Here is a 25,790-nt window from a genome sequence, read left to right on the forward strand (position 1 = left end):
CGCGCGCCACCCTCCGGGGTGCGACGATCACTGTGCCGACTCCCGCCGAACGCCGGGCAGGCAGCGGGCTGCCCATGAGGAGAGCGCATCCATGACGACCGACGTACGGACCCGGCGCCGGCCCGGCACCCCTTGCTGGGCGAGCCTCATGGCGGGCCGGGCCGGCCAGGCCCGGGATTTCTACGGGGCGCTGTTCGGCTGGGAGTTCACCGCGGGTCCGCCGCAGCTCGGCGCGTACATGCTGGCGGTGCGCGACGGCCTGCGGGTCGCCGGCATCGGCGAGGCCCCGCCGGAGCCGCACCGCCCGGTGTCCTGGACGACGATGCTCGCCGCCGACGACGTGGACCGCGCCGCGGAGCTCGTGCGCGAGTGCGGCGGCACCGTGGGCATCGGCCCGCTCAACGTCGGCGACGACGGCCGGCTCGCGATCGCCGTGGACCCGTCCGGCGCGGTCTTCGGCATCTGGCAGGGCGGGCTGTTCAGCGGCGCGGAGGCCGCCGGTGTGCCGGGCAGCGTCGGCTGGAGCGAGCTGGTGACGCAGGACGCCGCGATGGTGGGGAAGTTCTACGAGGCCGTCTTCGGCCTCGGCCTGGAGCGCACCGGCGAGGCGCCGGACGCCGACCGGGCGGTGCTGACGGTCGGCGGCAACGCGGTCGCCGGCATCCGCGGGCTCGGCCGGGCGCTGCCGCGCGACCGCGGGGCGCACTGGATGACGAGCTTCGCGGTCGCGGACATCGACGCCGTCTCCCGGCTCGCCGTACGGCTCGGCGGCCGGGTGCTCACCCCGTCGCACCCGGGCCCCTACGGGCCCACGACCACGCTCGCGGACCCCGAGGGCTCGCCCTTCTGCCTGCTGACCCTCCCGTAAGCGGCCCTCAGGCCAGCAGCTGGGGCGCCGCGCTGAGGACCAGGCCGGCGGCTCCCCGGACCTCCGCGCCGTCGCCGAGGCCGCCGGTGACGATCTCGATGCCGCGCGCGGCCGACGGCAGGGTGTGCCGGCTCACCCCGGCCCGCAGCGGCTCCAGCAGGTCCTCCCCCGCGCTCGCCAGGTCCCCGCCGACCACGATCAGCCGCGGGTTGAGCAGCGTGACCAGCGTGGACAGCGCACGCCCGACCGCGTCGCCGGCGTCCCGGACGGCCCGCAGCGCGCCGGTGTTGCGCTGCTTGATGAGCGCGGGCAGGTCGCGCGCGGCGATCTGCCGGCCCCAGCTCTGGCTGAGCAGCCGGGCGATGGCGACCGGGCTCGCGACGGTCTCCAGGCAGCCGCGGTTGCCGCAGCGGCAGATGAGGCCGTCGGCGATGAGCGGCAGGTGGCCGAGCTCACCGGCCAGGCCCCGTGCGCCGAGCAGCAGTTGCCCGTTGCTGACGATGCCCGCGCCGATGCCGGCCGAGAGCCGTACGTAGACCATGTCGTCGACCTGCCGGGCGGCGCCGTACATCAGCTCGGCGAGCGCGCCGGCGTTGGCGTCGTTGGTGACCTGGACCGGCAGTCCGGTGCGGCGGCGCAGTTCGCCGGTCAGGTGCAGGCCGACCCAGCCGGGCATGATGCCCTCGGCGCCGAGTTCGCCGCTGTCCTTCTCGACCGGGGAGGCGATGCCGGCGCCGATGCCGAGCACCCGGTCGCGGTCGACGCCGGTCTCCTGGAGGGCGCGGCCGACCAGCACGGCGACGAGGTCGAGGGTCTCGGCGGGCGCGCGGTCGACGTCCTTGGCGACCCAGTGCTCCCACAGCACCGCGCCGAACAGGTCGCACAGGATGACCCGGACGTGCTGGTGGCCGATGTCGGCGCCGATGGCGTAGCCGGCGGTGGGCACCAGCGAGAGGGTCTGCGCGGGCCGGCCGGTGCGGCGCGGCTCGCTCTCGTCGCCGGGCTCCTCGGTGACCAGGCCGACCTGGATGAGGTCGGCGACCAGCGTGGAGACGGTGGCCCGGGACAGGCCGGTGACCCGGACGAGTTCGGGGCGGCTGCTGCGCGGCGAGGCGTGCAGCGCCTCCAGCACCCGGAGCCGCCCGACCTCGCGCAGGTTGACTGGTGTGTCGATCGTGACCCCCGTGGTGTGTGCGCGCCGGTGCCTGAAGGGTATGTGCTCGGCACACCGGCGTCCTCTTGCGTCCGGCCGGTCAAGAGCCTTGACTTATGACGAACTTCAGGCAGAAACTCGCGAACTGTTCTACCCAACTCGTTGACTTATCGTCGATTCCGGATGAATAACGATTCACGGCCCAGTGCCGCCCGAGGAGGACGCACGTGACGACGACAGCACCGCAGGCCCTGCGGATCGGCATGGTCGGCCATGCCTTCATGGGGGCGGCGCACTCGCACGCGTGGCGCACCGCGGGCCGCTTCTTCGACCTGCCGCGGCCGGTGGAGCTGACCGCGGTGTGCGGCCGTTCGCCCGAGCGGGTCCGGCAGGCCGCCGAGCGGTACGGCTGGCAGTCGTACGAGACGGACTGGCGCGAGCTGGTCGCGCGGCCCGACATCGACGTGGTGGACATCTGCACGCCCGGCGACAGCCATGCGCGGATCGCGCTGGCGGCGCTCGCCGCGGGCAAGCACGTGCTGTGCGAGAAGCCGCTGGCCAACTCGGTGCAGGAGGCCGAGGAGATGAGCGCGGCGGCGGCCAAGGCGGCGGCCGGCGGCGTGCGTTCGATGGTCGCCTTCAACTATCGCCGGGTGCCGGCGCTGGCGCTCGCCCGGCAGCTGGTCGAGCAGGGCCGGCTCGGCACGATCCACCAGGTGCGGGCGCAGTACCTCCAGGACTGGCTGGTGGACCCGCAGTTCCCGCTCGCGTGGCGGTTGCAGAAGGACCGCGCTGGCTCCGGGGCGCTCGGCGACCTGGGCGCCCACAGCATCGACATCGCGCAGTACCTGACCGGGCAGCGCATCTCGTCGGTCGGCGCGGTGCTGGAGACGTTCGTGACCGAGCGCCCGCTGCCGGCCAGCTCCAGCGGCCTGTCGGGCACCGCGGGCAGCGAGCGCGGGCAGGTGACGGTGGACGACGCGGCGCTGTTCACCGCGCGCTTCGAGGGCGGCGCGATCGGGGTGTTCGAGGCGACGCGGTTCGCCACCGGGCACAAGAACGCGATGCGGATCGAGATCAGCGGCTCGGCCGGCAGCCTCGCCTTCGACGCGGAGTCGATGAACGAGCTGTCCTTCCACGACCGTTCGGAGGACGCGGCGACGGCCGGCTTCCGGCGCATCCTGGTCACCGAGGACACCCACCCGTATCTGCACGCCTGGTGGCCGCCGGGGCACCTGATCGGCTACGAGCACACCTTCACCCACCAGGTGCACGACTTCGTGGCGGCCGTCGCCGAAGGCCGCGACCCGCGCCCGTCGTTCGCCGAGGGGCTCCAGGTGCAGAAGGTGCTGGCCGCCGTCGAGTCCAGCGCGGCGGCGCTCGGCGTGCACATCCCCGTGCAGGGCCCGCCCGCCACGCCCTGAACCGCCGGGCCCGGCCCGCGGGTCGAGCCCCGGACCCGCCCCCGTACCCCGCCCACCGGCTGCCCACGAAAGGACGCCACCATGGCACGCCCCGTCACCCTCTTCACCGGCCAGTTCGCCGACCTGCCCTTCACCGAGGTGTGCCGGCTGGCCTCGCAGTGGGGCTACGACGGCCTGGAGATCGCCTGCTGGGGCGACCACTTCGACGTCGAGGCGGCGCTGTCCGACGACGGCTATCTGCCGCGGCTGCGCGACACGCTGGACGAGCACGGGCTCGCGTGCTGGACCATCTCCTGCCACCTGACCGGCCAGGCGGTGTGCGACCACCCGATCGACGAGCGGCACAAGGGCATCCTGCCGGCCCGGATCTGGGGCGACGGCGAGCCCGAGGGCGTGCGGCGGCGGGCCGCGGAGGAGATCAAGAACACCGCGCGGGCCGCCGCGGCCTTCGGGGTGAACACCGTGGTGGGCTTCACCGGTTCGTCGATCTGGCACACCGTGGCGATGTTCCCGCCGGTGCCGCCGGAGATGATCGAGCGCGGCTACCAGGACTTCGCCGACCGCTGGAACCCGATCCTGGACGTCTTCGACGAGGTCGGGGTGCGCTTCGCCCACGAGGTGCACCCGAGCGAGATCGCGTACGACTACTGGACGACGGTGCGCACGCTGGAGGCGATCGGCCACCGGCCGGCGTTCGGGCTGAACTTCGACCCGAGCCACTTCGTGTGGCAGGACCTGGACCCGGTCGGCTTCCTGTGGGACTTCAAGGACCGCATCTACCACGTGGACTGCAAGGAGTCCGTCAAGCAGCTCAACGGCCGCAACGGGCGGCTGGGTTCGCATCTGCCGTGGGGCGACCCGCGGCGCGGCTGGGACTTCGTCTCGACCGGGCACGGCGACGTGCCGTGGGAGCCGGTCTTCCGGATGCTCAACAGCATCGGCTACGAGGGCCCGATCTCGGTGGAGTGGGAGGACGCCGGCATGGACCGCACGCTGGGCGCCCCGCAGGCGCTGGCGCACGTCCGGGCACTGGCCGCGATCGAGCCGCCGGCCTCGTCCTTCGACTCGGCCTTCAGCTCCTCCTCCTGAGCCCGGGCTTCCGGGCCCCGGGCTCGTGGGACGGCCGCCCCGCCCGGGGTCACCGGGCGGGGCGGCCGTTGTCCGTGCACCAAGGGGGGGTTCAGCCGCCGATCGTGACGGAGAACAGGTGCATGCCGACCTGGTGGTCGATCTGGCCCTTGCTGACGTCGGGCAGCGTGATGGCCCGCACGGTCTTGCCCGGCAGCAGGTCCACGGTCGCCGCCGACATGTGCACGGTCTGCGTCTGCTGCCCGCCGCCGTTGTTCAGATACGGCGTGGAGGCGGCGAAGTCGCTGCCCTGCGCGGGTGATCCGGCCCACCAGTCCGACAGCGCGAGCGCGTACGTCTGCGTCGTGCCGTCGGTGTAGACGATGACGCCGGTGCCCGAGGTGCTGCCGAAGGTGCTGGTGCCGACGAAGCCGAGCTTGCTTCCCGTGCCGGTGATCTGCACGGCCTGGCCGCCGGCCACGACGTTGTCGGGCTGCCCGGTGCCGGCGGTCGCGGGCCAGGGGTAGGACAGCCCGCCGTGGTCGGTGCTCCGGCCGGCCGTCCAGCCCAGTGCGGCGAGCGCCTGGAGGGAGAAGCTGGCGCCCTCGGCGTCGATGCTGCCGGTCTTGGTGTTCGCGTCGTCGCTGATGCCGGAGTTGTCGAACGCGGCGGCGAAGGAGGCGTACGGCACGGTGACCGGGGCCTGCGTGGTGTAGTCGCCGGCCGGGGTGGTGACGGTCGCGCCCAGCGTGAGGTTGTCGGGCGTGGCGCCGTCGGGGACGGTGACCGACCAGGTGGTGCTGACCGACTGGCCGGGGGCGACCTCGCCGAAGACGTCCGGGGTGTCCGCGGTGGCGGTCCAGCCGTCCGGGGCGGCGAGCGCGACGGCGATGTCCTGCACCGGCTTCGGGCTGCCGTTGGTGTACGTCGTGGTCGCCTTCACGGTGCTGCCCGCGGCGGCGACCGGCACCGCTGTGAGGGTCAGGGTGTTGCGGACCACGACCGGCGCGGAGCCGGTGACGCCGCCGACGGTGGCCGACAGGGTCGCGACGCCGTCGGCGACCGCATGCACGGTGCCGTCCTTGTCGACGGTGGCGACCGCCGGGTCGCTGCTGGCGTAGGTCACCTTGGTCTTGGTGAGGTCCACGAACGACTGGTCGTTGTTGACCGCCTCGACGATGCCGTCCGCGGTCAGGGAGGTGTCGCGCTGCTCCTTGGAGTGGTCGGTGTCGTCCTTGATCCAGCGGTTCTTGCCGGTGAGGCCGAAGGTGTCGCCGGCGTTCAGGACGACGTTCTCCGGCTGGACGGTGACGGTCTGCACGGTGGGGGTGAGGGTGCCGGTGATCTTCACCTTGGCGGTGCCGGCGGGGTGTGCGGAGTCCGGTCCGACGGAGAAGCGGTAGCCGCCGGCCGGCACGGTCTGCCGGGAGCCGGCGGCGTCCCACACCGCGAGGTCGGCGGCCTTGACGGTGAAGGTGAGGTGCTGGGACTTGCCGGGTGCGAGCACCTTGGTCTTGCCGAAGCCCGCGAGCCGCTGCCGCGGCAGGGTGATGCCGGGGACGGTGAAGGAGGTGGCCGCGTAGAGCTGGGCGACGGCGGCGCCGGCCGTCCTGCCGGTGTTGGTGACGTCGACGCCGATCTTCACGGTGCCGTCCGCGGTGATCTGCGACTTGTTGGCGGTGATGTTTTTGAAGGAGAAGCTGGTGTAGCTCAGGCCGTAGCCGAAGGGGTAGGTCGGGGTGCCGGTGAAGTACTGGTAGGTGCGGCCGAGTCCGCCGGTCTCGGCGGGGGTCAGGCCGTAGTTCTGCTTGTCGGGCAGCTGCGAGTCGTCCTTGTACCAGGTGAAGTTGAGGTGCGCGGACGGGTTCTGCCGGCCGAACAGCACGTCGGCGAGCGCGGTTCCCTGGTCCTGGCCGTTGTAGCCGCTGAAGAGGATCGAGGAGACCTTGTCCTGCACGTCGTCGAGCTTGACCGGGCCGTCGGACTGGATGACCAGCGCCGTTCTGTCGTTGCCGAGGGCGGCGGTCTGGTCGATGAGCGAGTCGTAGTTGCCGGGCATGGCGAGGTTGTCGCGGTCGTTGCCCTCGTCGCCGTTGGCCTGGGTGGTGCCGACGAAGACCACGACGAGGTCGGCGGCCTTGATCGCGGCCTTGGTGGCGTCGCTGAGCACCGCCGGGGTGGTGGCGGTCGAGGAGGTGCCGGCCGCGTCGTAGACGACCGAGGCGTACGGGTCGACGGCGTGCACGGCGTTCTGCACGCCCCGCAGCGGGGTGGTGGTGTGGGAGGGCTTGCCGGAGTAGAGGCCGAGGGTGGTGTCGTCGGCGAGGTCGCCGAGGACGACGACCTTCTTGGACGTGGTCACGTCGGCCGGCAGCAGCGGCGCCTTGGCGCCGGCCGGCTTGCCGTTCTGCAGCAGCACCAGCGAGTTGTCGGCGACCTTGGTGGCGAGCGCCTGGTGGGCCGGGCTCTCGACCTGGTCGGCGGTGAGCCTGGTGTACGGCACCGAGCCGGCCGGGTCGAACTCGCCGGTGGCCATCCGTACGGTGAACACCCGTACCAGCGCGGTGTCCACGACGCCCTCGCTGAGCGCGCCGGCCTCGATCGCCGCCTGGACGTTCGCAGTGGTGGCCTCGTCGCCGGTGCAGTTGAGGTCGGTGCCGGCGCGCAGCGCGTACGCCTGGCTGCCGGCCTGGCCCGGCAGCTTCGTGCCGGTGGCCGTCTCGGTCCAGGTGGGGTTGTTCGCGTCGTGGTCGGTGGTCCAGCCGGGCGGCGCCCAGTCGTGGCCGCCGGGGAACTGCCGCCAGCCGGTGCCGACCGCGCCGCAGTCGGAGGTGGTGTAGCCGCCGAAGCCGTAGGTGCGCTGGGCGAGTTCGTTGGCGGTGTACGTGTCGGCGACCGACGGGGTGCCGTTGATCGCGTTGTACGACGTCATCAGGCCCGCGACATGCGCCTGCTCGATCAGGTCGCGGAACTGCGCGGTGTAGTAGTCGCGCAGTTCGCCGTCGCTGACGTCGGAGCTGATGCCGGTGCGGTTGTCCTCGACGTTGTTGAGGGCGTAGTGCTTGGCGGTCGCGGCGACCTTGAGGTAGCCGGTCGGGGAGCTGCCGTCGGGGTTGTTGCCCTGGTAGCCGTCGATGAACTGGCCGGCCATCTGCCCGACGAAGTACGGGTCCTCGCCGAACGCCTCGTCGGTACGGCCCCAGCGCGGGTCGCGGTCGAGGTTGACGGTGGGCGCCCAGAAGGTGAGCGAGCCGTAGTCGTCGGCCGAGGGCCCGAGGTTGTTCTGGCCCTTGCCGAACAGCGACTTGTCGAGGAAGCCGCGGATCTCGTCGGAGATCGCCGTGGTCTCCTGATACATCAGGTCCTTGTCCCAGGACATCGACGAGGCGAAGTTCACCGGGAAGCTGGTCGCCGCCGGGTTGAGCTCGCCCTGTCCGCCGGCGGCGGTGTCGGCGCCGAGCCGGTTGACGCCGTGCTGGCCCTCGCTCCAGTAGGTGTACTGCTGCACGCCGAGCCGTGGGATGGCGGGGGCGTTGTTGGTGCTGAGCTGGTGCACCTTCTCCTCCAGCGTCATCCGGGACACCAGGTCCGCGGCGCGCTCGGCGAAGGAGTAGTGGGTGTCCCGGTAGATCGGGGTGGCCGCGGCGGTCGCGTGGGGGGTGCCGGGCGCGGCCGTGGCCCCGTGTCCCGCGGTCAGCGCCGCCGCGCACGCCATGGCGCACGCGGCGGCGACTCCCGCACGCCGGCGCTTTCGCTGGTCCATCCTGCCTCCGAACGTCTTGAGCAGGGACCGGTGCCTTCCGCGGAGTTCTGCGCAAGTCCGAAGAAAGTCCCGGGGATTGCGGTAACAACTGGGCAGTGTGTGGCCATGGTTGATGCAAGGTCAAGACGTGTGCTCGGAATTACCCGATGAATTCTGCTGCGAAGTGACGTAAGTGATCACGCAAGTTGCGACAGCGGTTTGCGGGGGCCCGGTCGGCCCGCGTCTCACGCCCGGTCCCGGCCGCGCAGCCGCGGGGTGAAGGTGGCGTGGAAGATGGTCGAGGCGGCGCCGACCGCCGCCGCCTCGGCGCTCAGCACCGACGGCTCCACCTCGACCTGCCGCAGCCGGCGGGCCTGCGGGAAGTCGTTGACGATCCGGCCGATCTCCGCCAGGTAGAAGGACGCGGTGTCGTCGGTGAAGAACGGGCCGCCCAGCACGATCAGGTCGATGTCCAGCAGGTCGACCAGCCCCAGCGCGCCGCGGCCGATCGCGCCCGCGACCTCGCGCAGCGCCGCCGTCGCCGCCGGGTCGCCGGCCGCCGCCGCGCGGCCCACCGCCCGGTAGGCGGCCGTGCTGCCGCCCGCGCCCGCGCCGATCCCCGCCGCCCGCAGGCCGAGCCGGGCGGCGGCGGCCGGCACCGAGGCCGGCGGGTTGCACTCCGGCAGCAGCTCGGGCTTGCCGTCCGGCCCGACCCGGCCGAGCGCGACCGCGCACAGCTGGCCGAACTCCCCGGCGTTGGCGCTCACCCCGCGGTAGAGGTCGCCGTTGAGGTAGAGGCCCGAGCCCACGCCCGTACCGAGGTAGAGGTAGGCGAAGTCGCGCGCCCGGCGGTCGCGGCCGATCCAGCGCTCCCCCGCCGCCGCGGCCAGCGAGTCCTTCTCGATGATGACGGGGCAGGGGAAGTGGTCCTGGAGCAGGTAGAGCAGCGGCAGGTCCTTCCACGCCGACATCAGCGGCGGGTCCAGCACCGTGCCGGAGGCGATGTCCACCGGGCCGGGCACCGCGACGCCGATGCCGAGGAAGCCGTCCTCGCGCACCGCGCCGCGCGCCTTCTCCAGCGCCTCCCGGCCCAGCGCCACCACCTGGGCGACGAACTCGCCCGGCTCGGTGCCGGCGCTCACCGGCCGGGTGCAGGTGCACACGATCGCGCCGTCCAGGTCGATGACCACGGCCGTGATCACCTCGGGGTCGATGTGCAGGCCCAGCGCGTGCGCCGCGCTGCCGCACAGCCGCACCGGGGTGCGCGGCTTGCCCGAGGTCGCCCGGCGCTGCGCGTCCTCGACGAGGATGCCGCGGTCCAGCAGCGAGCGGGCGATCCGGGACACCGACTGCTGGGTCAGGCCGGTGCGGTGGGCGATCTCGCCGCGGGTGATGGTGCCGGACAGCCGTACCGCCTCGATGACGACGCACTCGTTGAAGGAGCCGAGGTCGATCTGGTTGACGCCGCTGGAGGACGCGGTACGCGGCAGCGCTCCGCCGGCGGCGGGGCCGTCCGGGGCCGCCGCGGCGGCGGTACGGGGGCCGCGCAGGTGCCCGGCGACGGACTCGCGCAGCCAGCCGACCGGCCCCTCGGCCTGCTGGAGCGCGGCGATCAGGTCGAGGTAGACCCGGCGGGAGGACTCGGGGTGGCTGGTGCTGTCCAGCGCGACCATCGCGCGCAGGAAGCCGCGCCAGGAGCAGCGGGCCGGCAGCAGGTGCCGGCTCGGGCCCGGCCCCTCGGGCGGCGGCAGCCGCTGCTCGGGGGCGGACTCGTCCCACAGCGTCACGGCGTGCAGCCTGATGTCCGGGTGGTGCTCGGCGGCTGCCGCGAGGAAGGCCGCCAACGCCCCGTCGGGCGCGAGCTGTCGGTCCGACACCCCGCCGGCCGTGAGCTGTCGGTCCGACGTCTTGCCGGCCGTGAGCTGCCGGGCCGCGGAGGTGCCCGGGGCGGCGGGGGACGCCCCGGCGTGCGGGTGCGGCTCGGGCCGTCCGGCGGGGCGCCGCTCCTCCAGGGCGTTGCCCAGCCCGGTGAGCACGTCCTCGCCGATGACCGTCGCGGCCGGCCCGGGGCCGGCCACCGGGCGGGGCCGGGTGCCGGCCAGCAGCACCGCGCGGGCGGCGTCCGCGTACAGGCCCAGCACCCACACGTCGGGGCCGGGCAGCGGCGGCACGGTCGGCACGTGGGGGCCGGGGCCCGCGTCGGCGGTGAGCCGCCAGCGGCGCCGGATCGCGGCCACCGTGGCGTGGGACAGGCCCAGTTCGCGGGCGATGGCCCGGCCGGCGCCGCTGCCGCCGGGGGCGAGCAGGGCGCGGGTGACGACCTCGGCCTCGTCGACGGTCGCCGGCCGGCCGGTGCGCGGGCGCTGCTCCAGGCCGGGCAGCCCCGCGCTCTGCCAGCGGTGCCGCCATGTGCCCACCGTCTGCCGGGATATGCCGAGCCGCCGGGCGATCTCGGCGTCCCGCACGCCGTCCTCGGCGAGCAGCACCACCCGGGCCCGTACCGCGAGCGGCCCGCCCTCCGCAGCCCACTCCCGCAGCACCTCCCGCCCGCCGTCCGCCGCGTCCGGGGCGGGGGGCAGGGGCCGCGCCATGGGCTGGGGTACGGGCGCCGGGGCCGCCGCCGGCTGCGCGTCAGCCACGGGCCACCCCCGGCGCGGCGGCCGGGGTGAGCCGCAGGGTGAGGATCTGGAAGGGGCGCAGGGTCAGCGGGACGCCGTCGGCGGCGTACGTACGGGCGGTCAGCGGGGACTCCAGCAGGTCGGTCTCGTGCGCGGCGGAGACGGGGAAGCCGGCCGTGAGGGTGGCGCGGGCCCGTCCGCCGCGTGATTCGTACAGCCTGACCACGATGTCGCCGCTGCGGTCGTCGGCGAGCTTCACCGTCTCCACCAGCACGTCCGGGTGGTCCACCGCGACCAGCGGCGCCGACGTGTCCGGTCCGGGGCCGGGGCCGGGCCGCAGCGGCAGGGCGAGCGCGTACCCCTCGGCGACGGCGTCGCCGACGTCCGCGCCGGGGCGCAGGGTGTGCCGGAAGTGCTGGGCGCCGCGGTCGGCGTGCGGGTCGGGGCTGTGCGGGGCGCGCAGCAGGGTGCTGCGGACGACGGTGGTGGTGCCGCCGTCGGCGCGGGTGTGCCGGGTGACGTCGTATCCGTAGCCGGCGTCGCAGGCCAGCGCGACGCCGAAGCCGTGCTCGCCGACGTGCAGCCAGCGGTGGGCGGCGGCCTCCTGGTGGGCGGCGTCCGCGGGGGTGTTGTCGTGGGTGGGCCGGGTGACATGCCCGAACTGCACCTCGGCCCGGCTGGTGTCGGCGTGCACGTCCAGCGGCCAGGCGGCCTTGAGCACGGTGTCCTGCTCGCGCCAGTCGACCTCGGTCGTGACGGCGAGCGCCCAGCTGCCGGCGGTGAGCACCAGGTCCTGCACGACGCAGGAGCGGCCGGTGCCGCGGGTCACCCGGACCGCGGCGAGCAGCGGTCCGGCCGCGCGCACCTCGACCCGGTCGGCGGTGTCGAGGTCCCGGCAGGTGGTGCGGTAGTCGGGGTCGAGCTGCAGCGCGCTCCATCCGGGCGGTTCGTCGCGGTGCAGCTGGAGGAGGTTGCCGGCCGCGCCGGGGGCGATGGCGTCGCGGCCGGTGGCGAGGTCGACCGCGGAGCGGACCAGGCCGGCGGCGTCGATACGGACCCGCAGCAGGCCGTTGTCCAGGACGTGCCCGCCGCCGTCCGCGGGGCCGACGGTGACCGCGGCGGTGCCGTCCAGCGGCAGTCCGGCGGGGCCGGCGCCGAGGGCGGGCGCCTGCGCCATGACGGCGAGCATGCCGTCGGGCAGCGGCTGCGCGGTGCCGTAGCGGGGGCCCGCGCCGGCTTCGGGCGCGGGCAGCACGACGACCTCGCGGCGGGCGTGCGGGGCGCAGTTGAGCACGGTGCCGCCCTCGGGGTCGCCGGCCGCGCGGCGGATCAGCCGGTCCAGGCGCCGCTGGACGTCGCGGTGCGTCTGCTCGGCCTCCTCGTGCACCCAGGCGATGGAGGTGCCGGGCAGGATGTCGTGGCACTGCTGGAGCAGCACCTTCTTCCACAGCCGCTCCAGCTCCTGGTACGGATAGCTGGCGCCGTGCCGGACGGCGGCGGTGGCCGACCACAGCTCGGCCTCGTGCAGCAGCGCCTCGCTGCGCCGGTTGCCGCGCTTGGTGCGGGCCTGGCTGGTGTAGGCGCCGGTGTGCGGGGTGAGGTCGATCTCGCCGCGCCAGACCGGGGCGGCGGCGCCGTACTCGGCTTCGGCGTCGCGGAAGAAGTGGGCGGGCTGGCGCGGGGCGACGCGGGGGGCGCCGTCGAGGTCGGCGAGCCGGCGGGCGCGTTCCAGCATGGCGCGGTCGGGGCCGCCGTCGGCGCGGCCGAAGGGCAGCAGGGAGCGGGTGGCGGCGCCCTTCTCGGCGAAGCCGGCGACGGTGGCGGTGATGTCGCCGGCGGTGAGCTCGCTGCCCTCGGGGCCGCCGGGGGCGAGGTGGGTGAACAGCCGGGTGCCGTCGATGCCCTCCCACCAGAAGGTGTGGTGGCCCGGGCCGGTGCCGGGGTCGGGGCGGCGGCTGAGGAGCCACCGGGCGCCGGCGAGCGCGGCGATCTGCGGGAAGGCGGCGCAGGCGCCGGACGCGTCGGGCAGCCACACGCCGTCCGCCTCGACGCCCAGCTCGTCGCGGAAGAACCGCCGCCCGTAGACGAACTGCCGCACCAGCGCCTCGCCGCCGGGCAGTTCCGCGTCGGCCTCGACCCACATGCCGCCGACCGGGGCCCAGGTGCCGTGGGCGACGGCCTTGCGTATCCGCTCGAAGACATGCGGGTGGTGCTCCTTGGTCCAGGCGTAGTGCTGGGCGGCGGAGGCGGCGACGATCAGCTCGGGGTATTCCTCGGCGAGCGCGGCCATGGTGCTGAAGGTGCGGGCGCACTTGCGGACGGTCTCGCGGGCCGGCCACAGCCACGCGGAGTCGATGTGGGCGTGCCCGACGGCGTCGAGGTGGTGGGCGGAGTCGTGGGCGCGGCGGGCGAGCAGCGGGGCGAGGACGGTACGGGCCCGGGCGGCGGTGCGGCCGACCGCGCGCGGGTCGACGGCGGCGACGGCCCGCTCCAGGCCGAGCCGGATCTCGTGCCGGCGCGGGGTGCCGTCGGGCAGCGCGCGCATCAGGCCGAGCAGTGTCTCGACGTCGTGGATGAGCTGCCAGACGTCCTCGTCGCGTATCGCGAGGTCGGCGCGGCGCAGCCGGAACAGCGGGGTGTCGCCGGCGGTCGCGGGGTCGCCGTAGCGGGTGCCGGCGCCGCTGCCGCCCTCGATGAGCGGGTTGGCGGCGGCCTCGACCAGCAGCCGTACGCTCTCGCCGCCGGTCGCGGAGGGGTGCAGCAGGACGGCGTCGAGGTGCGGGTGCAGGCCCTGGAGGGGGATGCCGTGGGCGTCGTGGACGAGGGCCTCGGGCCGGCCGCCGGCCGGGTGACCGCCGCCGGCCGGGTAACCGCAGGCGTCCCGGGCGCCGAGGTCGATGAGCGCCTCGACGCGGCGGCCGGCCCACCGCTCGGGCACGGTGGCGCGGACGTCGAACCAACTGGTCGCCCAGGGCCGGCCCCAGGGCTCGCCGACGGTGAAGGGCGTGTAGTCGGCGCGCAGCGCCACCTCGGCGGGCACCGGTTCGCCCGCGATGTGCCATGCGCCGACGTCCATCGGCAGCCGCTGCGGATAGAGCGCGGGGCGCAGCCTTTCCGCGAGGAAGGCAGCGGTCCGCTCTTCCCCGGAAGTCGTCCGGTCGTGCATGAGCAGCCCTCCTTGTCCAGCCTGTGACCGCTATGTAAAACCATGTGTGTTATCAAGTCAACGCTTATGGCACTGTCGGCTTATCCGCTGGTCGTGACCTGCGAGGACGCTATTGTCAGCGGAATTAACGGCCGAGCCGGGCATTCTTCGGACGATAAGTCGCATGACATCTCGGGCAGAAAAGAGGCGGCGGAAAGTCCGGCCCCCATGACCGGTCTTTCCGCCGCCTCCCGTTTTTCCGGGTGTGCGCGCTTTACGTGAGCGGCACCGGCGCCGGCCGCTCGCACGTGGTGGCCACCGGCAGTGCCCGGCCTTCGTGCGCGGCGTCCAGCAGGGTGAGCATCACGTCCAGGACGTGCTCGGCCAGTTCGGCCGACGCCAGGTGCGGCCGGCCCTCGGCGACCGCGGCGGCGAGGTCGGCGAGCCCGGTGCCGCGCCCGGCGTCCCGGTGCCCGGCCGAGACCGGCAGCTCCTGCCACGCGCCGCCGGTGAACAGCTCCACCGGGCCCACGAAGCCGTTCGGGTCGGGCACGCCGAGCGAGCCCGCGGTGCCGTGGACCTCGATGCGCGGCAGGTGGGCGGCGTGGATGTCGAAGCTCATGACGAGGGTGGACAGCGCCCCGCCCGCGTGCTCCAGCACGCCCGTGACGTGGGTGTCGACCTCGACCGGGAAGTGCTGCCCGGCGCGCGGCCCGCTGCCGATGACCCGCTCGGCGCGCGGGGTGCTCGCGGCCCCGGTGACCCGTACGACCGGGCCGAGCAGGTGCACCAGCGCCGACAGGTAGTACGGGCCCATGTCCAGCAGCGGCCCGCCGCCCGGCCGGTAGTAGAACTCCGGGTCCGGGTGCCATGCCTCGTGTCCCGCGGTGGTCATGAAGGCGGTGGCGGCGACCGGCCGGCCGATGAGCCCGTCGTCGACGGCCTTGCGGGCGGTCTGGGTGCCGGTGCCGAGCACGGTGTCGGGCGCGCTGCCGACCCGTACGCCCGCGGTGCGCGCGGCGGCCAGGATGGCGGTGGCCTCCGCGCGGGTCGCGGCGAGCGGCTTCTCGCCGTAGACGTGCTTGCCCGCGCCGATCGCGGCGAGCGCGACCTCGGCGTGCACGGCCGGGACGGTCAGGTTGAGCACGGCGTCCACGTCGTCGCGGGCGACCAGCTCCGCGACGCTGCCGGCGACCTCGGCGCCGGACCTCTCGGCGGCCTCCTTGGCGCGGCCGGGGGCGAGGTCGGTGACGGCGGTCAGCCGCAGGGACTCCAGCCGCGCGAGGGTGTCCAGGTACTGGCCGCTGATCTTGCCGGCACCGACCATGCCGATCCTCAACGGCTCGCCCACAGCAGTCCCCTCTCGGTGATCGCCCGCACCTCGCGCACGTCGAAGTCGTCGGCCTTGTGGCCGAGCGCGGAGACGAAGACCCGCCCGGCACCGTGCGCCCTGGTCCACACCTGCGGCATGACGACGTCGTGCGCGCGGTCGCCGCCGGCCGGGAAGACCGAGGTGGCCAGCACCTCGTTGGCGGGGTCGGTCGCCATCCAGTAGTGCTCGGTGTGGACGGCGAAGGCGCCGATGCCCTCGGTGATCCGGTGCCCGCCGGGGACGATGTCGACGGTGTAGTCGACGAAGCCGGGCGGGTGCATCAGGAACTGGCCGCCCGTCAGCTGCGTGTAGTCCAGGTCGCCGCGGAAGGCGTCCAGGACCCCGCCGTGCCAGCCGGCGAAGCCGGTGCCGGCCCGGACCGCGGCGGTCAGGCCGCGGCTCTGCTCGGGGGTGATCGCGCCCATCGTCCAGCACTGGACGATCAGGTCGGTGCCGGCGAGCAGGACTTCGTCGGTGTAGACGTCGAGCGAGTCGGAGACCTCGACGGTGAAGCCCTGGTCCTTCAGGTACGGCAGGAACAGGCCGGTGATCTCCACCGGCGCGTGCCCCTCCCAGCCGCCTCGGACGACGAGGGCCTTCCGTATCGGATCGGTCACGGGCGTTGCACGCTCCCATCGGTGTTGCGCAGCAGAGCCCAGCGGTCGTGGGCCAGGGGTTCGGGGACGGGGTACTTGGCGGCGGCGGCCTCGTCGAAGTCGACGCCGTGGCCCGGCGCGTCGTTCGGGCGCAGGCCCCCGCCCTCCGCGACGACGGTACCGGGGTAGACCTCGTGCACGGCCGGCTTGAAGACGGCGGCCTCCTGCACCCCGAAGGCGTGGCTGGAGACGTCCATGGCCAAGGTCGCGGCCTGCGCGACCGGGCTGACGTCGGCCGGGCCGTGCGGGGCCAGCCGCACTCCGCGCAGCTCGCACATCGCGGCGATCTTGCGGGCCGGGGTCAGGCCGCCGAGGGTGGGCACCCTGATCCGGGCGAAGTCGATGTCGGGCCGGGCCAGCAGCGCGGTGAACTGCGCCGGGTCGTGGAAGAGCTCGCCGACGGCGAGCGGGACGGGCGAGACGTCGTGCAGCCGCCTGAAGTGCCCGGCGTCCTCGGGCGCGAGCAGGTCCTCGACGAAGTAGAGCGCGGCGTCCTCGACGCGGCGCAGGAACTCCCGGGCCTGGCGCGGGTCGAGGCGCTCGTGCACGTCGTGCAGCAGCTCGACGTCGTCGCCGACGAGCTCGCGGACCTTGCGCAGCACCGGCGGGACGTGCCGCAGGTAGCCGGCGCTGTCCCAGGGCACCCGCCGGGCGCGTACCGCGTCCTGGTCGGTGGTGCCGCCGCCGGCGGTGCCGTAGGTGTCGGCGCCGGGCACGGCGGCCTGGATGCGGACGTGCCGGTAGCCGTGCGCGCGGGCGGCGAGCACCTTGTCGGCGATCTCGGCGGCGTCGTGGCCGTCGACGTGGGTGTACGCCTCGGCGAAGGCGCGGACCCGGCCGCCGAACAGCGAGTGCAGCGGGGCCCCGAGGCGCTTGGCCTTCAGGTCCCACAGCGCGACGTCCACGCCGCCGAGCGCGTTGCCGGTCACCGAACCGCCGCGCCAGTAGGCGCTGTTGAGCAGCAGCCGGTGGATGTCGTCGATGTCGTCGGGGTCGCGGCCGACCAGCAGCGGGGCGACGTAGTCGTCCAGGACCGAGCGGACGGCGAGCGTACGCTGGGGGTCGCTCGCGCAGCCGAGGCCGTACAGTCCCGGGTCGGAGGTCTCGATCCGGACGATGAGGTGGGGACAGCCGTGCGGGGCCGTCAGGAACGTGCGAACGGCCGTGATGCGTACTGTGGCGCCGCGGTCCTCGACCCAGGGTGCGGGGGCGAGGGGCGCGGGACCGGCATCAGGCAATGCCATACGGGACTCCCACGTACAGGTAGCAGAATGACGTACTGCCACCCGAACGTAAGGAGGCCGGTCCGAGTTTGTCAATGACGTGGACAAACCAGGACCGGCCGGAGCGCGGAGGGTCGATCGGGGCCGGGGTCAGTGCTGCCCGAGGCGCTTGATGAGGGTGCTCAGGTTGTGGGCGGCCTCGGTGACGGCCTGGGCGACCTCCTCCAGCCGGGCGTCGTCCATCCGGCTCTTGGGCGCCGAGCAGCTGATCGCGTCCATGCCCTGGCCGCCGCCGAGCGCGACCGCGACACAGCGGATGTCCACCGAGTTCTCGCCGTCGTCGACCGCCCAGCCGCGCAGCCGGGTCTCGGCGAGCTGGGCGAGGAAGGCGTCGGGGTCGGTCACGGTACTCGGGGTCAGCCGCTCCAGCGGCCAGTCCAGCCGGCGCTGCACCTCGGCCGGATCGAACTGCGAGAGCACCGCCTTGCCCAGTCCCGTGGCGTGCGCCGGCAGCCGGCGGCCGACCGCCGAATACATCCGGAGGGCATGCCGGGACTCGCGTTTCGCCAGGTAGACGACGTGCGTGCCATCCAGCCTGCCCAGGTGCACCGCCTCGCCGGTCTCCTCCGCGAGCGAGTCGAGCACCGGCCCGGCCAGGCTCGTGACGTCGTCGCCCTCCAGGTAGGCGGTGCCGGTCAGCAGCGCCTTCAGGCCGATGCCGTACCGCGTGCCCGAGGCGTCGAGGTCGACCCACCGGCGGGCCTCCATCGTCCGCAGGATCGCGTGCAGGCTGCTCTTGGGCACCGCCATCGCCGCGGCCATCTCCGCGAGCGAGAGCCGGGCGCCCTGCACGCCGAGCAGTTCGAGCACCTCCAGGACCCGCGCCGCGGACTTGACCTCTTCGGGCTTCCGTCCGCGCGCCGCTTCTGCCACCGATTCCACTGATCCTCCGCTCCCCGCGCCGACGCCTCACGGCCGCGCTGCGCCCTTCACGGCCCATCTCACCGCAGCGCGCGTCTTGACGCTATACCAAACACGACCCTAAGTTCAGGTACTCCAACGTCATTCGGCCTTCTGAACGACCAAAGCCTAGGTAGGGGCCCATGCGCACACCATTCGCACGTTTTACCCCGAAAACCAGACTCGCCGCAGGAGCCGTGGCGGCGGTTCTCTCGCTGAGCCCGCTCGCCGCATGCGGCGGCGGCTCCTCCGGCGGCGGCGGGGACGCAAAGTCGCTCACCATGTGGACCTTCAAGCAGTCGCACGTGGCGGCGCTGAAGAACGCGGCGGCCGAGTTCAAGAAGCAGACCGGCATCTCCGTGGACGTGCAGGCCTACGGCCCCGACGACGCCTACACCACCAAGGTGCAGGCCGCGGCCAAGACCCACGACCTGCCCGACGTCCTCGAAGTGCACTCCGACGGCGAGGACTTCGCGCTGGGCGCGACCGGCATCGCCAAGGACATCTCCCAGGACGTCGGCAGCGACTGGAGCGGGCTCTACCAGAAGGGCGTCCAGACCTCCGGCACGGTGACCCCCGCGCACTACAAGGAGTCCATCCCCTCGGACTCCAAGTCGCACGGCGTCAAGCAGGGCCAGCGCTTCAGCGTGCCGCTGACCTCGGGCACCTTCGGCATCGTCATGGGCAACAAGAAGGCGCTGGCCGCGGCGGGCATCACCCAGCCCCCGGCCAGCTACGAGGAGTGGCTCGCGGACCTGAAGGCGACCACCGCCAAGGACCCCAAGAACGGCGGCGTCTCGCTCGGCCTGAAGGTCAAGGCGACCGGCCTGACCTGGGCGCTCCAGCCGCTGGCCTTCGCCGAGCTCGGCAAGGACAAGTACCAGGCGCTGTGGGGCCAGGACGCCTCGGCCGACTTCTCCTCGCCCGACGGCCAGAAGGTGCTCGCCGCATACGCGCAGATGCAGCCGTACTGGATGCCCGGCACCCAGACCCTCGACATCGACGCGGCCGACCAGGCGTTCGCGCAGGGCAAGTCCGCGTGGGACATCGGCGGCACCTTCACGCTGGCCTTCCTGCAGCAGAACGGCATGAACCCCGACGACGTCATGGCCTTCGGCTTCCCCGGCCCGCAGGGCGGCGCCGTGCCCAAGCCCGCGCTCGCCCCGCTGGCCCTCACGGGCCTGACCGTCAGCTCCACCAGCGCGCACCCCGACAACGCGCTGAAGTGGATGAAGTTCCTGGCTCAGCCCGATGTCGCCTCGAAGTTCGCCAAGGACGCCACCGAGGTGCCCTCCACCGAACTCGGCGCCGACGCCGCCTCGGTGATGGGCGCGACGCTCGCCGACATGACCAAGGCGTTCGAGGGCACCCCGGAGAACACCTACGACCCGAACGTCAACGACTTCCGGCCGCCCGGCTACGACCAGGACTCCATGGCGGAGATCCTCGCCGACCTCACCCCGCTGAAGCAGAAGAGCCCCGAGGCCACCGGCAAGGCCCTGGCCAAGCTCAACAACAACTTCTGGGCGACGGCGAACAAGTGAGCACCGTACCCCGTCCCGCGCTGACGGAGACGGCCGCCGCCGGCCGGGGGGCCACTCCCCGGCCGGCCGGTGCGGCCGGCCCCGGCGGCGGCCGGCGCATCCGCCGCCACCGCACGTACGAGGCCGTCTCCGGTTACCTCTTCGTCGCCCCGGCCGTGATCCTCTTCGCGGTCATGGGCCTCTACACGGTCGGCTACGGCTTCCTGCTGAGCTTCGCGCAGTGGAACGGCTTCGCGCCGCACTGGGACTGGGTGGGCCTGCAGAACTACAAGGACCTGCTCTGGCAGAACCCGGCCTACGCGCCCCGGCTGCACCACGCGGCGATGCACACCCTGTACGTGATGATCGCCGTGCCGCTGCTGACCGTCCTGGTGTCCTTCCCGCTCGCGGTGCTGCTCAACTCCGCCAAGCGGATGCAGGGCGTGCTGCGCTCGGTCTACTTCGTGCCCTACGTCACCAGCGGCATCGCGGTCTTCTTCGCCTGGCAGTACATCCTGCAGCCCGACGGCGCCGTCAACACCGTGCTCGGCAGCCTGGGCCTGGGCTCGCTCAGCCAGCCGCAGGGCTGGCTCGGCAACCCGCACACGGCGCTGCCGACGATGATCGTGGTCACCGTGTGGGGCGCCGTGCCGGTCGCGATGCTGCTGTACCTGACGGGCCTGCAGGGCATCGACCGCAGTGTGCTGGAGGCCTCGCAGCTCGACGGCGCCGGCTGGTGGCGCACCAACGTCTCGGTGGTCTGGCCGCTGGTGCGGCCCATCACCTCGATCGTGGTGCTGCTGAACCTGCGCGACTCCCTCCAGGGCTTCCAGACCTTCCTGGTGATGACCAACGGCGGCCCCGGCGACCACACCAATGTGCTGGGCCTCGAAGCCTACCGGCTGGCCTTCCTCAAGGACCTCGCGCCGACGCTGGGCCTGGCCAGCGCGCTGGGCTGGCTGCTGTTCGCCGCCGCGCTGGTCATCGCGCTGATCAACCTGCGAGTCATGCGGAGCAAAACATGACAACGATTCCCCTCGCCTCCCGCCCCGGCCGCGTCCTGGGCACCGGCGGCGCCGGCGCGGCCCGGGCCCGCAGGGTCAGCGCACGCGTCCTGGTCGGCCTGCTGCTCGCCCTCTACGGCGTGATCAGCATCTACCCCTTCCTGTGGATGGTCTCGGCGGCCTTCAAGGACCAGATCGAGGTGGTGCGCGGCGGCCATCTCATCCCGCACCACCCGACCTTCGCCACGCTCGCCCACACCTGGAACCAGCTGCACTTCTTCCGCTACTTCGTCAACAGCCTCGAAGTCACCCTGCTCACCGTGGTGCTGACGCTGGTGGTCTACGCCGCCGCCGGCTACGCCTTCGCGGTGCTGGACTTCCCCGGCCGCGGGGCGCTGCAGAAGCTCTTCGTGGCGCTGCTGTTCGTGCCCGGCGTGACGGTGATGCTGCCGATCGTGCTGCTGGAGAACAAGATGGGCATCCTCGGCACCCACATCGGCCTGGTGCTGCCGTTCGTCAACGGCGGCGCGCCGCTGTCGGTGCTGCTGATGACCGGTGCCTTCGCCGCCGTGCCCAAGGAGCTGCGCGAGTCGGCGCGGGTGGACGGGGCCAACGAGTTCCACATCTTCACCCGCATCTACCTGCCGCTGACCCGGCCCGCGCTGATCACCGTCGCGCTGATCACCGCGATCCCCACCTGGAACGAGTACCTGCTCACCCGTGTGTCGCTCAACGACGAGAGCACCTACACGCTGCCGCTGGGCCTGCAGTCCCTCGCCTCGGAGAACGTGCCGCACTACAACAACCTGATGGCCGGCGCGCTCATCGTCGTCATCCCGGTGGTGCTGCTCTTCCTGTCCCTCCAGCGCTACTTCGTCAACGGCCTGGTCGGGGCGGTGAAGGGCTGATGCGCGTCCTGGTGACCGGCGCCGCGGGGCACATCGGCGGACATGTCACGGACGAACTGCTGGACGCCGGCCACGAGGTGGTGCTCACCGACCTGCTGCCGGCCGACGAGCCGCGCGCGGCGGCCGTCCGCACCGGCGACCTCCGGGACGCCGGCCTGGTCGCCGAGGCCATGGACGGCGTGCAGGCGGTCGTGCACCTGGGGGCGATCCCGCACCCCAACGTCGACGACGCCGGCGCGATGTTCGCCGCCAACTGCCTGTCCGCGCACCGGGTGTTCGACCAGGCCGGCCGCACCGGCGTACGCAGGGTCGTGGCCGCCTCCAGCATGGCGGCGGTGGGCCTGGCGTGGTCGCCGGTGCCGGTCTCGCCGGCGTACGTGCCGCTGGACGAGCGGCACCCGGTCGTGGTGCGGGACCCGTACGGGCTGTCCAAGGTGGTGCTGGAGCAGATCGCGGCGACCGCGCACCGGCGCTACGGGCTGAACGCGGTCTGCATGCGCTTCCCCTTCACCGGCACCGGCGACCGGCTCGACCACTTCCTCGCCGCCTGCGCCGCCGACCCCGCCGCCCAGCGGCACGACCTGTGGGGCTGGCTGGACACCCGGGACGCGGCCCGCGCGGTGCGGCTCGCGGTCGAGGGTGACATACGCGGCTGTCACGTCGTCAACGTCACCGCCGCCGACACCACCTCCGCGGTGCCGTCCGCGCAGCTGATGGCCGAGCACCATCCCGGCGTGCCCGTCCCGGCCTCGGTGACCGGGCACGGCAGCCTGTTCGACACCACGGCGTGCGCCGATCTGCTGGGGTTCGTCCCCCAGCGCACCTGGCGCCGCTGAACCCCCTTGCCATTCAGAGATCCCCGGCAGACCCCTGACAAACCCCCGCCAGACCTCCCGGCAGACCCCCGCCAGACCCCCGGCAGAAAGAGCACACGCGTGCATGACGACCGGCACATCGTCGAAGAGCGGATCACCAAGTTCCTGTCCCACGTGGTCAGACCGGCCCTCTACCGCGACCCGGTGGACCTGGACCTGGCCGCCTGGCACGTCCCCGGCGAACCCGTCCCGGTGGCCGACGCCCTCGCCGCCGCGTACGAGCCCGTCGCGCTCGGCGACACCTGGGGCGGCCCCTGGTCGACCAGCTGGCTGAAGGCCGGCGGGCGCGTCCCACGGGAGTGGGCGGGGCAGCGCGTCGAGGCGGTCTTCGACCTGGGCTTCGATCCGGCGAAGGGGCCCGGCGGGCAGGCCGAGGGGTTTGTGCACGACGCCGCCGGCTCACCGGTCCAGGGACTGCACCCGCACCACCGCAGCGTGCTGATCGCCGAACCGGCCGCGGGCGGCGAGGCGGTGGAGCTGCTGGTGGAGCTGGCCGCCAACCCCATGATCGAGGGCGCCAAGTCGGTCGGCACCCGGTTCGGCTCGAAGGAGACCGCCGGCACCGAGCACCTCTACCGGCTGCGCGAGGCGCATCTGGCGGTGCGCGACAACACCGTGTGGCATCTGCTGCACGACATGGAGGTGCTCGACGAGCTGATGCGGGAGCTGCCGGCCGGCAGCTCGCGGCGGCACGAGATCCTGCGCGCCCTGGCGCACGCGATCGACGCCGTGGACGTGTCCGACGTCGGCGGCACCGCGCAGGCCGCCCGCGACCGGCTCGCCGACGTGCTGTCCCGGCCCGCCTACGCCTCGGCCCACACCGTGACCGCGGTCGGCCACGCGCACATCGACTCGGCGTGGCTGTGGCCGATCCGGGAGACCGTCCGCAAGTGCGCCCGCACCTTCACGAATATGACCACGCTCGCCGAGGAGTACCCGGAGCTGGTCTTCGCCTGCTCCTCGGCGCAGCAGTACGCGTGGATGAAGGAGCGCCGCCCGGAGATCTTCGAGCGGATCAAGAAGGCGGTGACCGAGGGCAACTGGGCGCCGGTGGGCGGGATGTGGGTCGAGGCCGACGGCAATCTGCCCGGCGGTGAGGCGCTGGCCCGGCAACTGGTCTTCGGACGGCGCTTCTTCGCCGCGGAGTTCGGCATCGAGCAGGAGGGCGTGTGGCTGCCGGACTCCTTCGGCTACACCGCCGCCTACCCGCAACTGGCCACGCTCGCCGGGGCGAAGTGGTTCCTGACGCAGAAGCTGTCGTGGAACGAGACCAACCGGCTGCCGCACCACACCTTCCACTGGGAGGGCATCGACGGCACCCGCATCTTCACCCACTTCCCGCCCGTCGACACCTACAACGCCAGCCTGACCGGCGCCGAACTCGCCCACGCCGAGCGGAACTTCGCCGACAAGGGCGCCGCCACCCGGTCGCTCGCCCCGTTCGGCTTCGGCGACGGCGGCGGCGGGCCCACCCGGGAGATGCTGGAGAAGGCCCGCCGGCTGCGCGACCTGGAGGGCTCCACCCGGGTCGAGGTGGGCGGCCCGGCGGAGTTCTTCGCCGCGGCCCGCGCCGAGTACGAGCGGCTGCCGGTGTGGCGGGGCGAGCTGTACCTGGAGAACCACCGCGGCACGTACACCAGCCAGGCCCGCACCAAGCACGGCAACCGGCGCGCGGAGGCGCTGCTGCGGGAGGCCGAGCTGTGGTCGGTGGCCGCGGCGGTGCGCACCGGGGCGCCCTACCCGTACGAGCAGTTGGAGTCGATCTGGCAGCGGGTGCTGCTGCACCAGTTCCACGACATCCTGCCCGGCTCATCGATCGCATGGGTGCACCAGGAGGCCGAGAAGGTGCACGGTGAGCTCCAGGCGGAGCTGGCCGGGGTCATCGGGGCGGCGCTCGCCGGCGGCGCGGGGCTGGCCTTCTTCAACGCCGGGCCGTACGCGCGGCGCGAGGTCGCGGTGCTGCCGGCCGGGTCGGGGGCCGAGGGCGGGCAGGAGCTGTCCGACGGGCGGCGGGCGGTGCTGGTCGAGGCGCCCGCGCTCGGCACCGGGCGGGCGGTGGACCCGTCGGGGCTGCCGGCGGTGGCCGCGCAGGTGGCCGGCGACGGCACGATCACCCTGGACAACGGGGTGCTGCGGGTCCGGATCGACGCGCAGGGCCTGGTGCGCTCGGCCTACGACCTGCGGGCCGGGCGCGAGGCCATCGCGCCGGGCGCGGCCGGCAACCTCCTCCAACTGCACCCGGACGACCCGAACTTGTGGAGCGCCTGGAACATCGACGGCTACTACCGCGACACGGTGAAGGACCTCACCGAGGCGGAGTCGGTGGAACTGATCGAGTCCGGGCCGCTGCTGGCCTCCGTACGGGTCGAACGGGCCTTCGGCGCCTCCCGGTCGGTGCAGCACCTGGAGCTGACCGCGGGCAGCGACCGGATCACCGTCAGGACCGACATCGACTGGCAGGAGCGCGACACGCTGCTCAAGGCCGCCTGGCCGGTCGATGTGCACGCCGAGACCGAGGCCGCGGAGATCCAGTTCGGGCATGTGCGGCGCCCCACGCACGAGAACACCAGCTGGGACGCGGCCCGTTTCGAGCTGTGGGCGCACCGCTGGGTGCAGGTGGGCGAGCACGGCTGGGGCGCGGCGGTCGTCAACGACTCCACCTACGGCCATGACGTCTCCCGGCACACCCGCGAGGACGGCGGCTCCACCACCACGGTGCGGCTGTCGCTGCTGCGCTCCCCGCACAGCCCCGACCCGCAGGCCGACCGCGGCCGGCACACCTTCGGCTACGCGCTGGTGGTCGGCGCGGGCGTCGGGGACGCGATCACCGCGGGCTACGCCGTCAACCTGCCGCTGCGGCCCGCGGGCGCGGCCCCGGCGGGCGGGCCCGCGCTGCTGACCGTCGACAACCCGGACATCACCGTGGAGACGGTCAAGCTCGCCGACGACCGCGGCGGCGACGTCGTGGTGCGGCTGTACGAGTCGCGCGGCGGCACCGCCCGCGGCACGCTGCGCGCCGACTTCGCCGTGGCCGGCGCGGAGGTGACCGATCTGCTGGAGAACCCGGTGGACCGGATCGACCCCGCGCCCGACGGCGGCTACCCGCTGGAGCTGCGGCCCTTCCAGATCCGCACGCTCCGGCTGCGCAGGGCCTGACCCCGCGCCCGCGGCGACCGCGCCGTCCGAGGGGGGCGGCGCGGCCCGCCGCCCCGCCCGCGCGGCGGGGCGGCAGCACGACGCGTACGACCCGG

At 73.5% G+C, this 25,790-nt stretch carries 16 protein-coding genes; 8 read left to right on the forward strand and 8 right to left on the reverse strand.

The features are described 5' to 3' along the window. Window positions 1-91 precede the first annotated feature (91 nt). A complete protein-coding gene (locus HCN08_RS17805) occupies window positions 92-868 on the forward strand; it encodes a VOC family protein (protein WP_167984099.1) in 777 nt (258 codons plus the stop codon). Window positions 869-875: 7 nt separating this feature from the next. On the opposite strand, the gene HCN08_RS17810 is transcribed toward HCN08_RS17805, so the two are convergent. Continuing rightward, entirely contained in the window at window positions 876-2,000 is a 1,125-nt protein-coding gene (locus tag HCN08_RS17810) for an ROK family transcriptional regulator (protein ID WP_167984100.1), read from the reverse strand. 284 nt (window positions 2,001-2,284) lie between these two features. Between HCN08_RS17810 and HCN08_RS17815 the strand changes: the two genes are divergently transcribed. Beyond that, window positions 2,285-3,445, forward strand: coding sequence for a Gfo/Idh/MocA family protein (locus HCN08_RS17815; protein ID WP_167984145.1), 1,161 nt, complete (start codon window positions 2,285-2,287; stop codon window positions 3,443-3,445). 81 nt (window positions 3,446-3,526) lie between these two features. Then, window positions 3,527-4,534: a sugar phosphate isomerase/epimerase family protein gene (locus tag HCN08_RS17820; RefSeq protein ID WP_167984101.1), complete on the forward strand. Its 1,008-nt coding sequence runs from the start codon at window positions 3,527-3,529 to the stop codon at window positions 4,532-4,534. 91 nt (window positions 4,535-4,625) lie between these two features. On the opposite strand, the gene HCN08_RS17825 is transcribed toward HCN08_RS17820, so the two are convergent. The 7 genes from HCN08_RS17825 to HCN08_RS36600 form a co-directional block, all read right to left on the reverse strand. After that, the gene (locus tag HCN08_RS17825; protein WP_206318907.1) at window positions 4,626-8,276 is read right to left on the reverse strand and encodes a glycoside hydrolase family 3 C-terminal domain-containing protein; all 3,651 of its coding nucleotides are present in this window, start codon (window positions 8,274-8,276) and stop codon (window positions 4,626-4,628) included. A gap of 224 nt (window positions 8,277-8,500) precedes the next feature. Then, window positions 8,501-10,894, reverse strand: coding sequence for an ROK family protein (locus HCN08_RS17830; RefSeq protein WP_322974514.1), 2,394 nt, complete (start codon window positions 10,892-10,894; stop codon window positions 8,501-8,503). Further along, a complete protein-coding gene (locus tag HCN08_RS17835) occupies window positions 10,887-14,039 on the reverse strand; it encodes an alpha-mannosidase (RefSeq protein ID WP_167984102.1) in 3,153 nt (1,050 codons plus the stop codon). Before HCN08_RS17835 ends, HCN08_RS17830 begins: the two co-directional genes overlap by 8 nt. 253 nt (window positions 14,040-14,292) lie before the next feature. Further along, window positions 14,293-15,369, reverse strand: coding sequence for a Gfo/Idh/MocA family protein (locus HCN08_RS17840; RefSeq protein WP_167984103.1), 1,077 nt, complete (start codon window positions 15,367-15,369; stop codon window positions 14,293-14,295). Beyond that, a complete protein-coding gene (locus HCN08_RS17845; protein WP_167984104.1) occupies window positions 15,354-16,007 on the reverse strand; it encodes a ThuA domain-containing protein in 654 nt (217 codons plus the stop codon). The genes HCN08_RS17840 and HCN08_RS17845 overlap by 16 nt, the downstream gene beginning before the upstream one ends. Further along, the gene (locus HCN08_RS17850; protein ID WP_167984105.1) at window positions 16,004-17,290 is read right to left on the reverse strand and encodes an enolase C-terminal domain-like protein; all 1,287 of its coding nucleotides are present in this window, start codon (window positions 17,288-17,290) and stop codon (window positions 16,004-16,006) included. The genes HCN08_RS17845 and HCN08_RS17850 overlap by 4 nt, the downstream gene beginning before the upstream one ends. Before the next feature lie 129 nt (window positions 17,291-17,419). After that, window positions 17,420-18,202: an IclR family transcriptional regulator gene (locus tag HCN08_RS36600; RefSeq protein ID WP_322974515.1), complete on the reverse strand. Its 783-nt coding sequence runs from the start codon at window positions 18,200-18,202 to the stop codon at window positions 17,420-17,422. Between the two features lie 224 nt (window positions 18,203-18,426). Between HCN08_RS36600 and HCN08_RS17860 the strand changes: the two genes are divergently transcribed. From HCN08_RS17860 to HCN08_RS17880, 5 genes are all read left to right on the forward strand, one after another. Further along, window positions 18,427-19,773, forward strand: coding sequence for an ABC transporter substrate-binding protein (locus tag HCN08_RS17860; RefSeq protein ID WP_167984107.1), 1,347 nt, complete (start codon window positions 18,427-18,429; stop codon window positions 19,771-19,773). Continuing rightward, window positions 19,770-20,777 (forward strand): carbohydrate ABC transporter permease, encoded by a 1,008-nt coding sequence (locus HCN08_RS17865; RefSeq protein WP_322974516.1) that lies wholly within the window; start codon window positions 19,770-19,772, stop codon window positions 20,775-20,777. Before HCN08_RS17860 ends, HCN08_RS17865 begins: the two co-directional genes overlap by 4 nt. Further along, entirely contained in the window at window positions 20,774-21,664 is an 891-nt protein-coding gene (locus HCN08_RS17870; RefSeq protein ID WP_167984108.1) for a carbohydrate ABC transporter permease, read from the forward strand. The genes HCN08_RS17865 and HCN08_RS17870 overlap by 4 nt, the downstream gene beginning before the upstream one ends. Then, window positions 21,664-22,500: an NAD-dependent epimerase/dehydratase family protein gene (locus HCN08_RS17875; protein ID WP_167984109.1), complete on the forward strand. Its 837-nt coding sequence runs from the start codon at window positions 21,664-21,666 to the stop codon at window positions 22,498-22,500. The genes HCN08_RS17870 and HCN08_RS17875 overlap by 1 nt, the downstream gene beginning before the upstream one ends. 99 nt (window positions 22,501-22,599) lie before the next feature. Further along, a complete protein-coding gene (locus HCN08_RS17880) occupies window positions 22,600-25,695 on the forward strand; it encodes an alpha-mannosidase (protein ID WP_167984110.1) in 3,096 nt (1,031 codons plus the stop codon). The last annotated feature ends 95 nt before the right edge of the window (window positions 25,696-25,790 follow it).

This window comes from Actinacidiphila epipremni, assembly GCF_012034175.1.
Lineage (GTDB): Bacteria > Actinomycetota > Actinomycetes > Streptomycetales > Streptomycetaceae > Actinacidiphila > Actinacidiphila epipremni.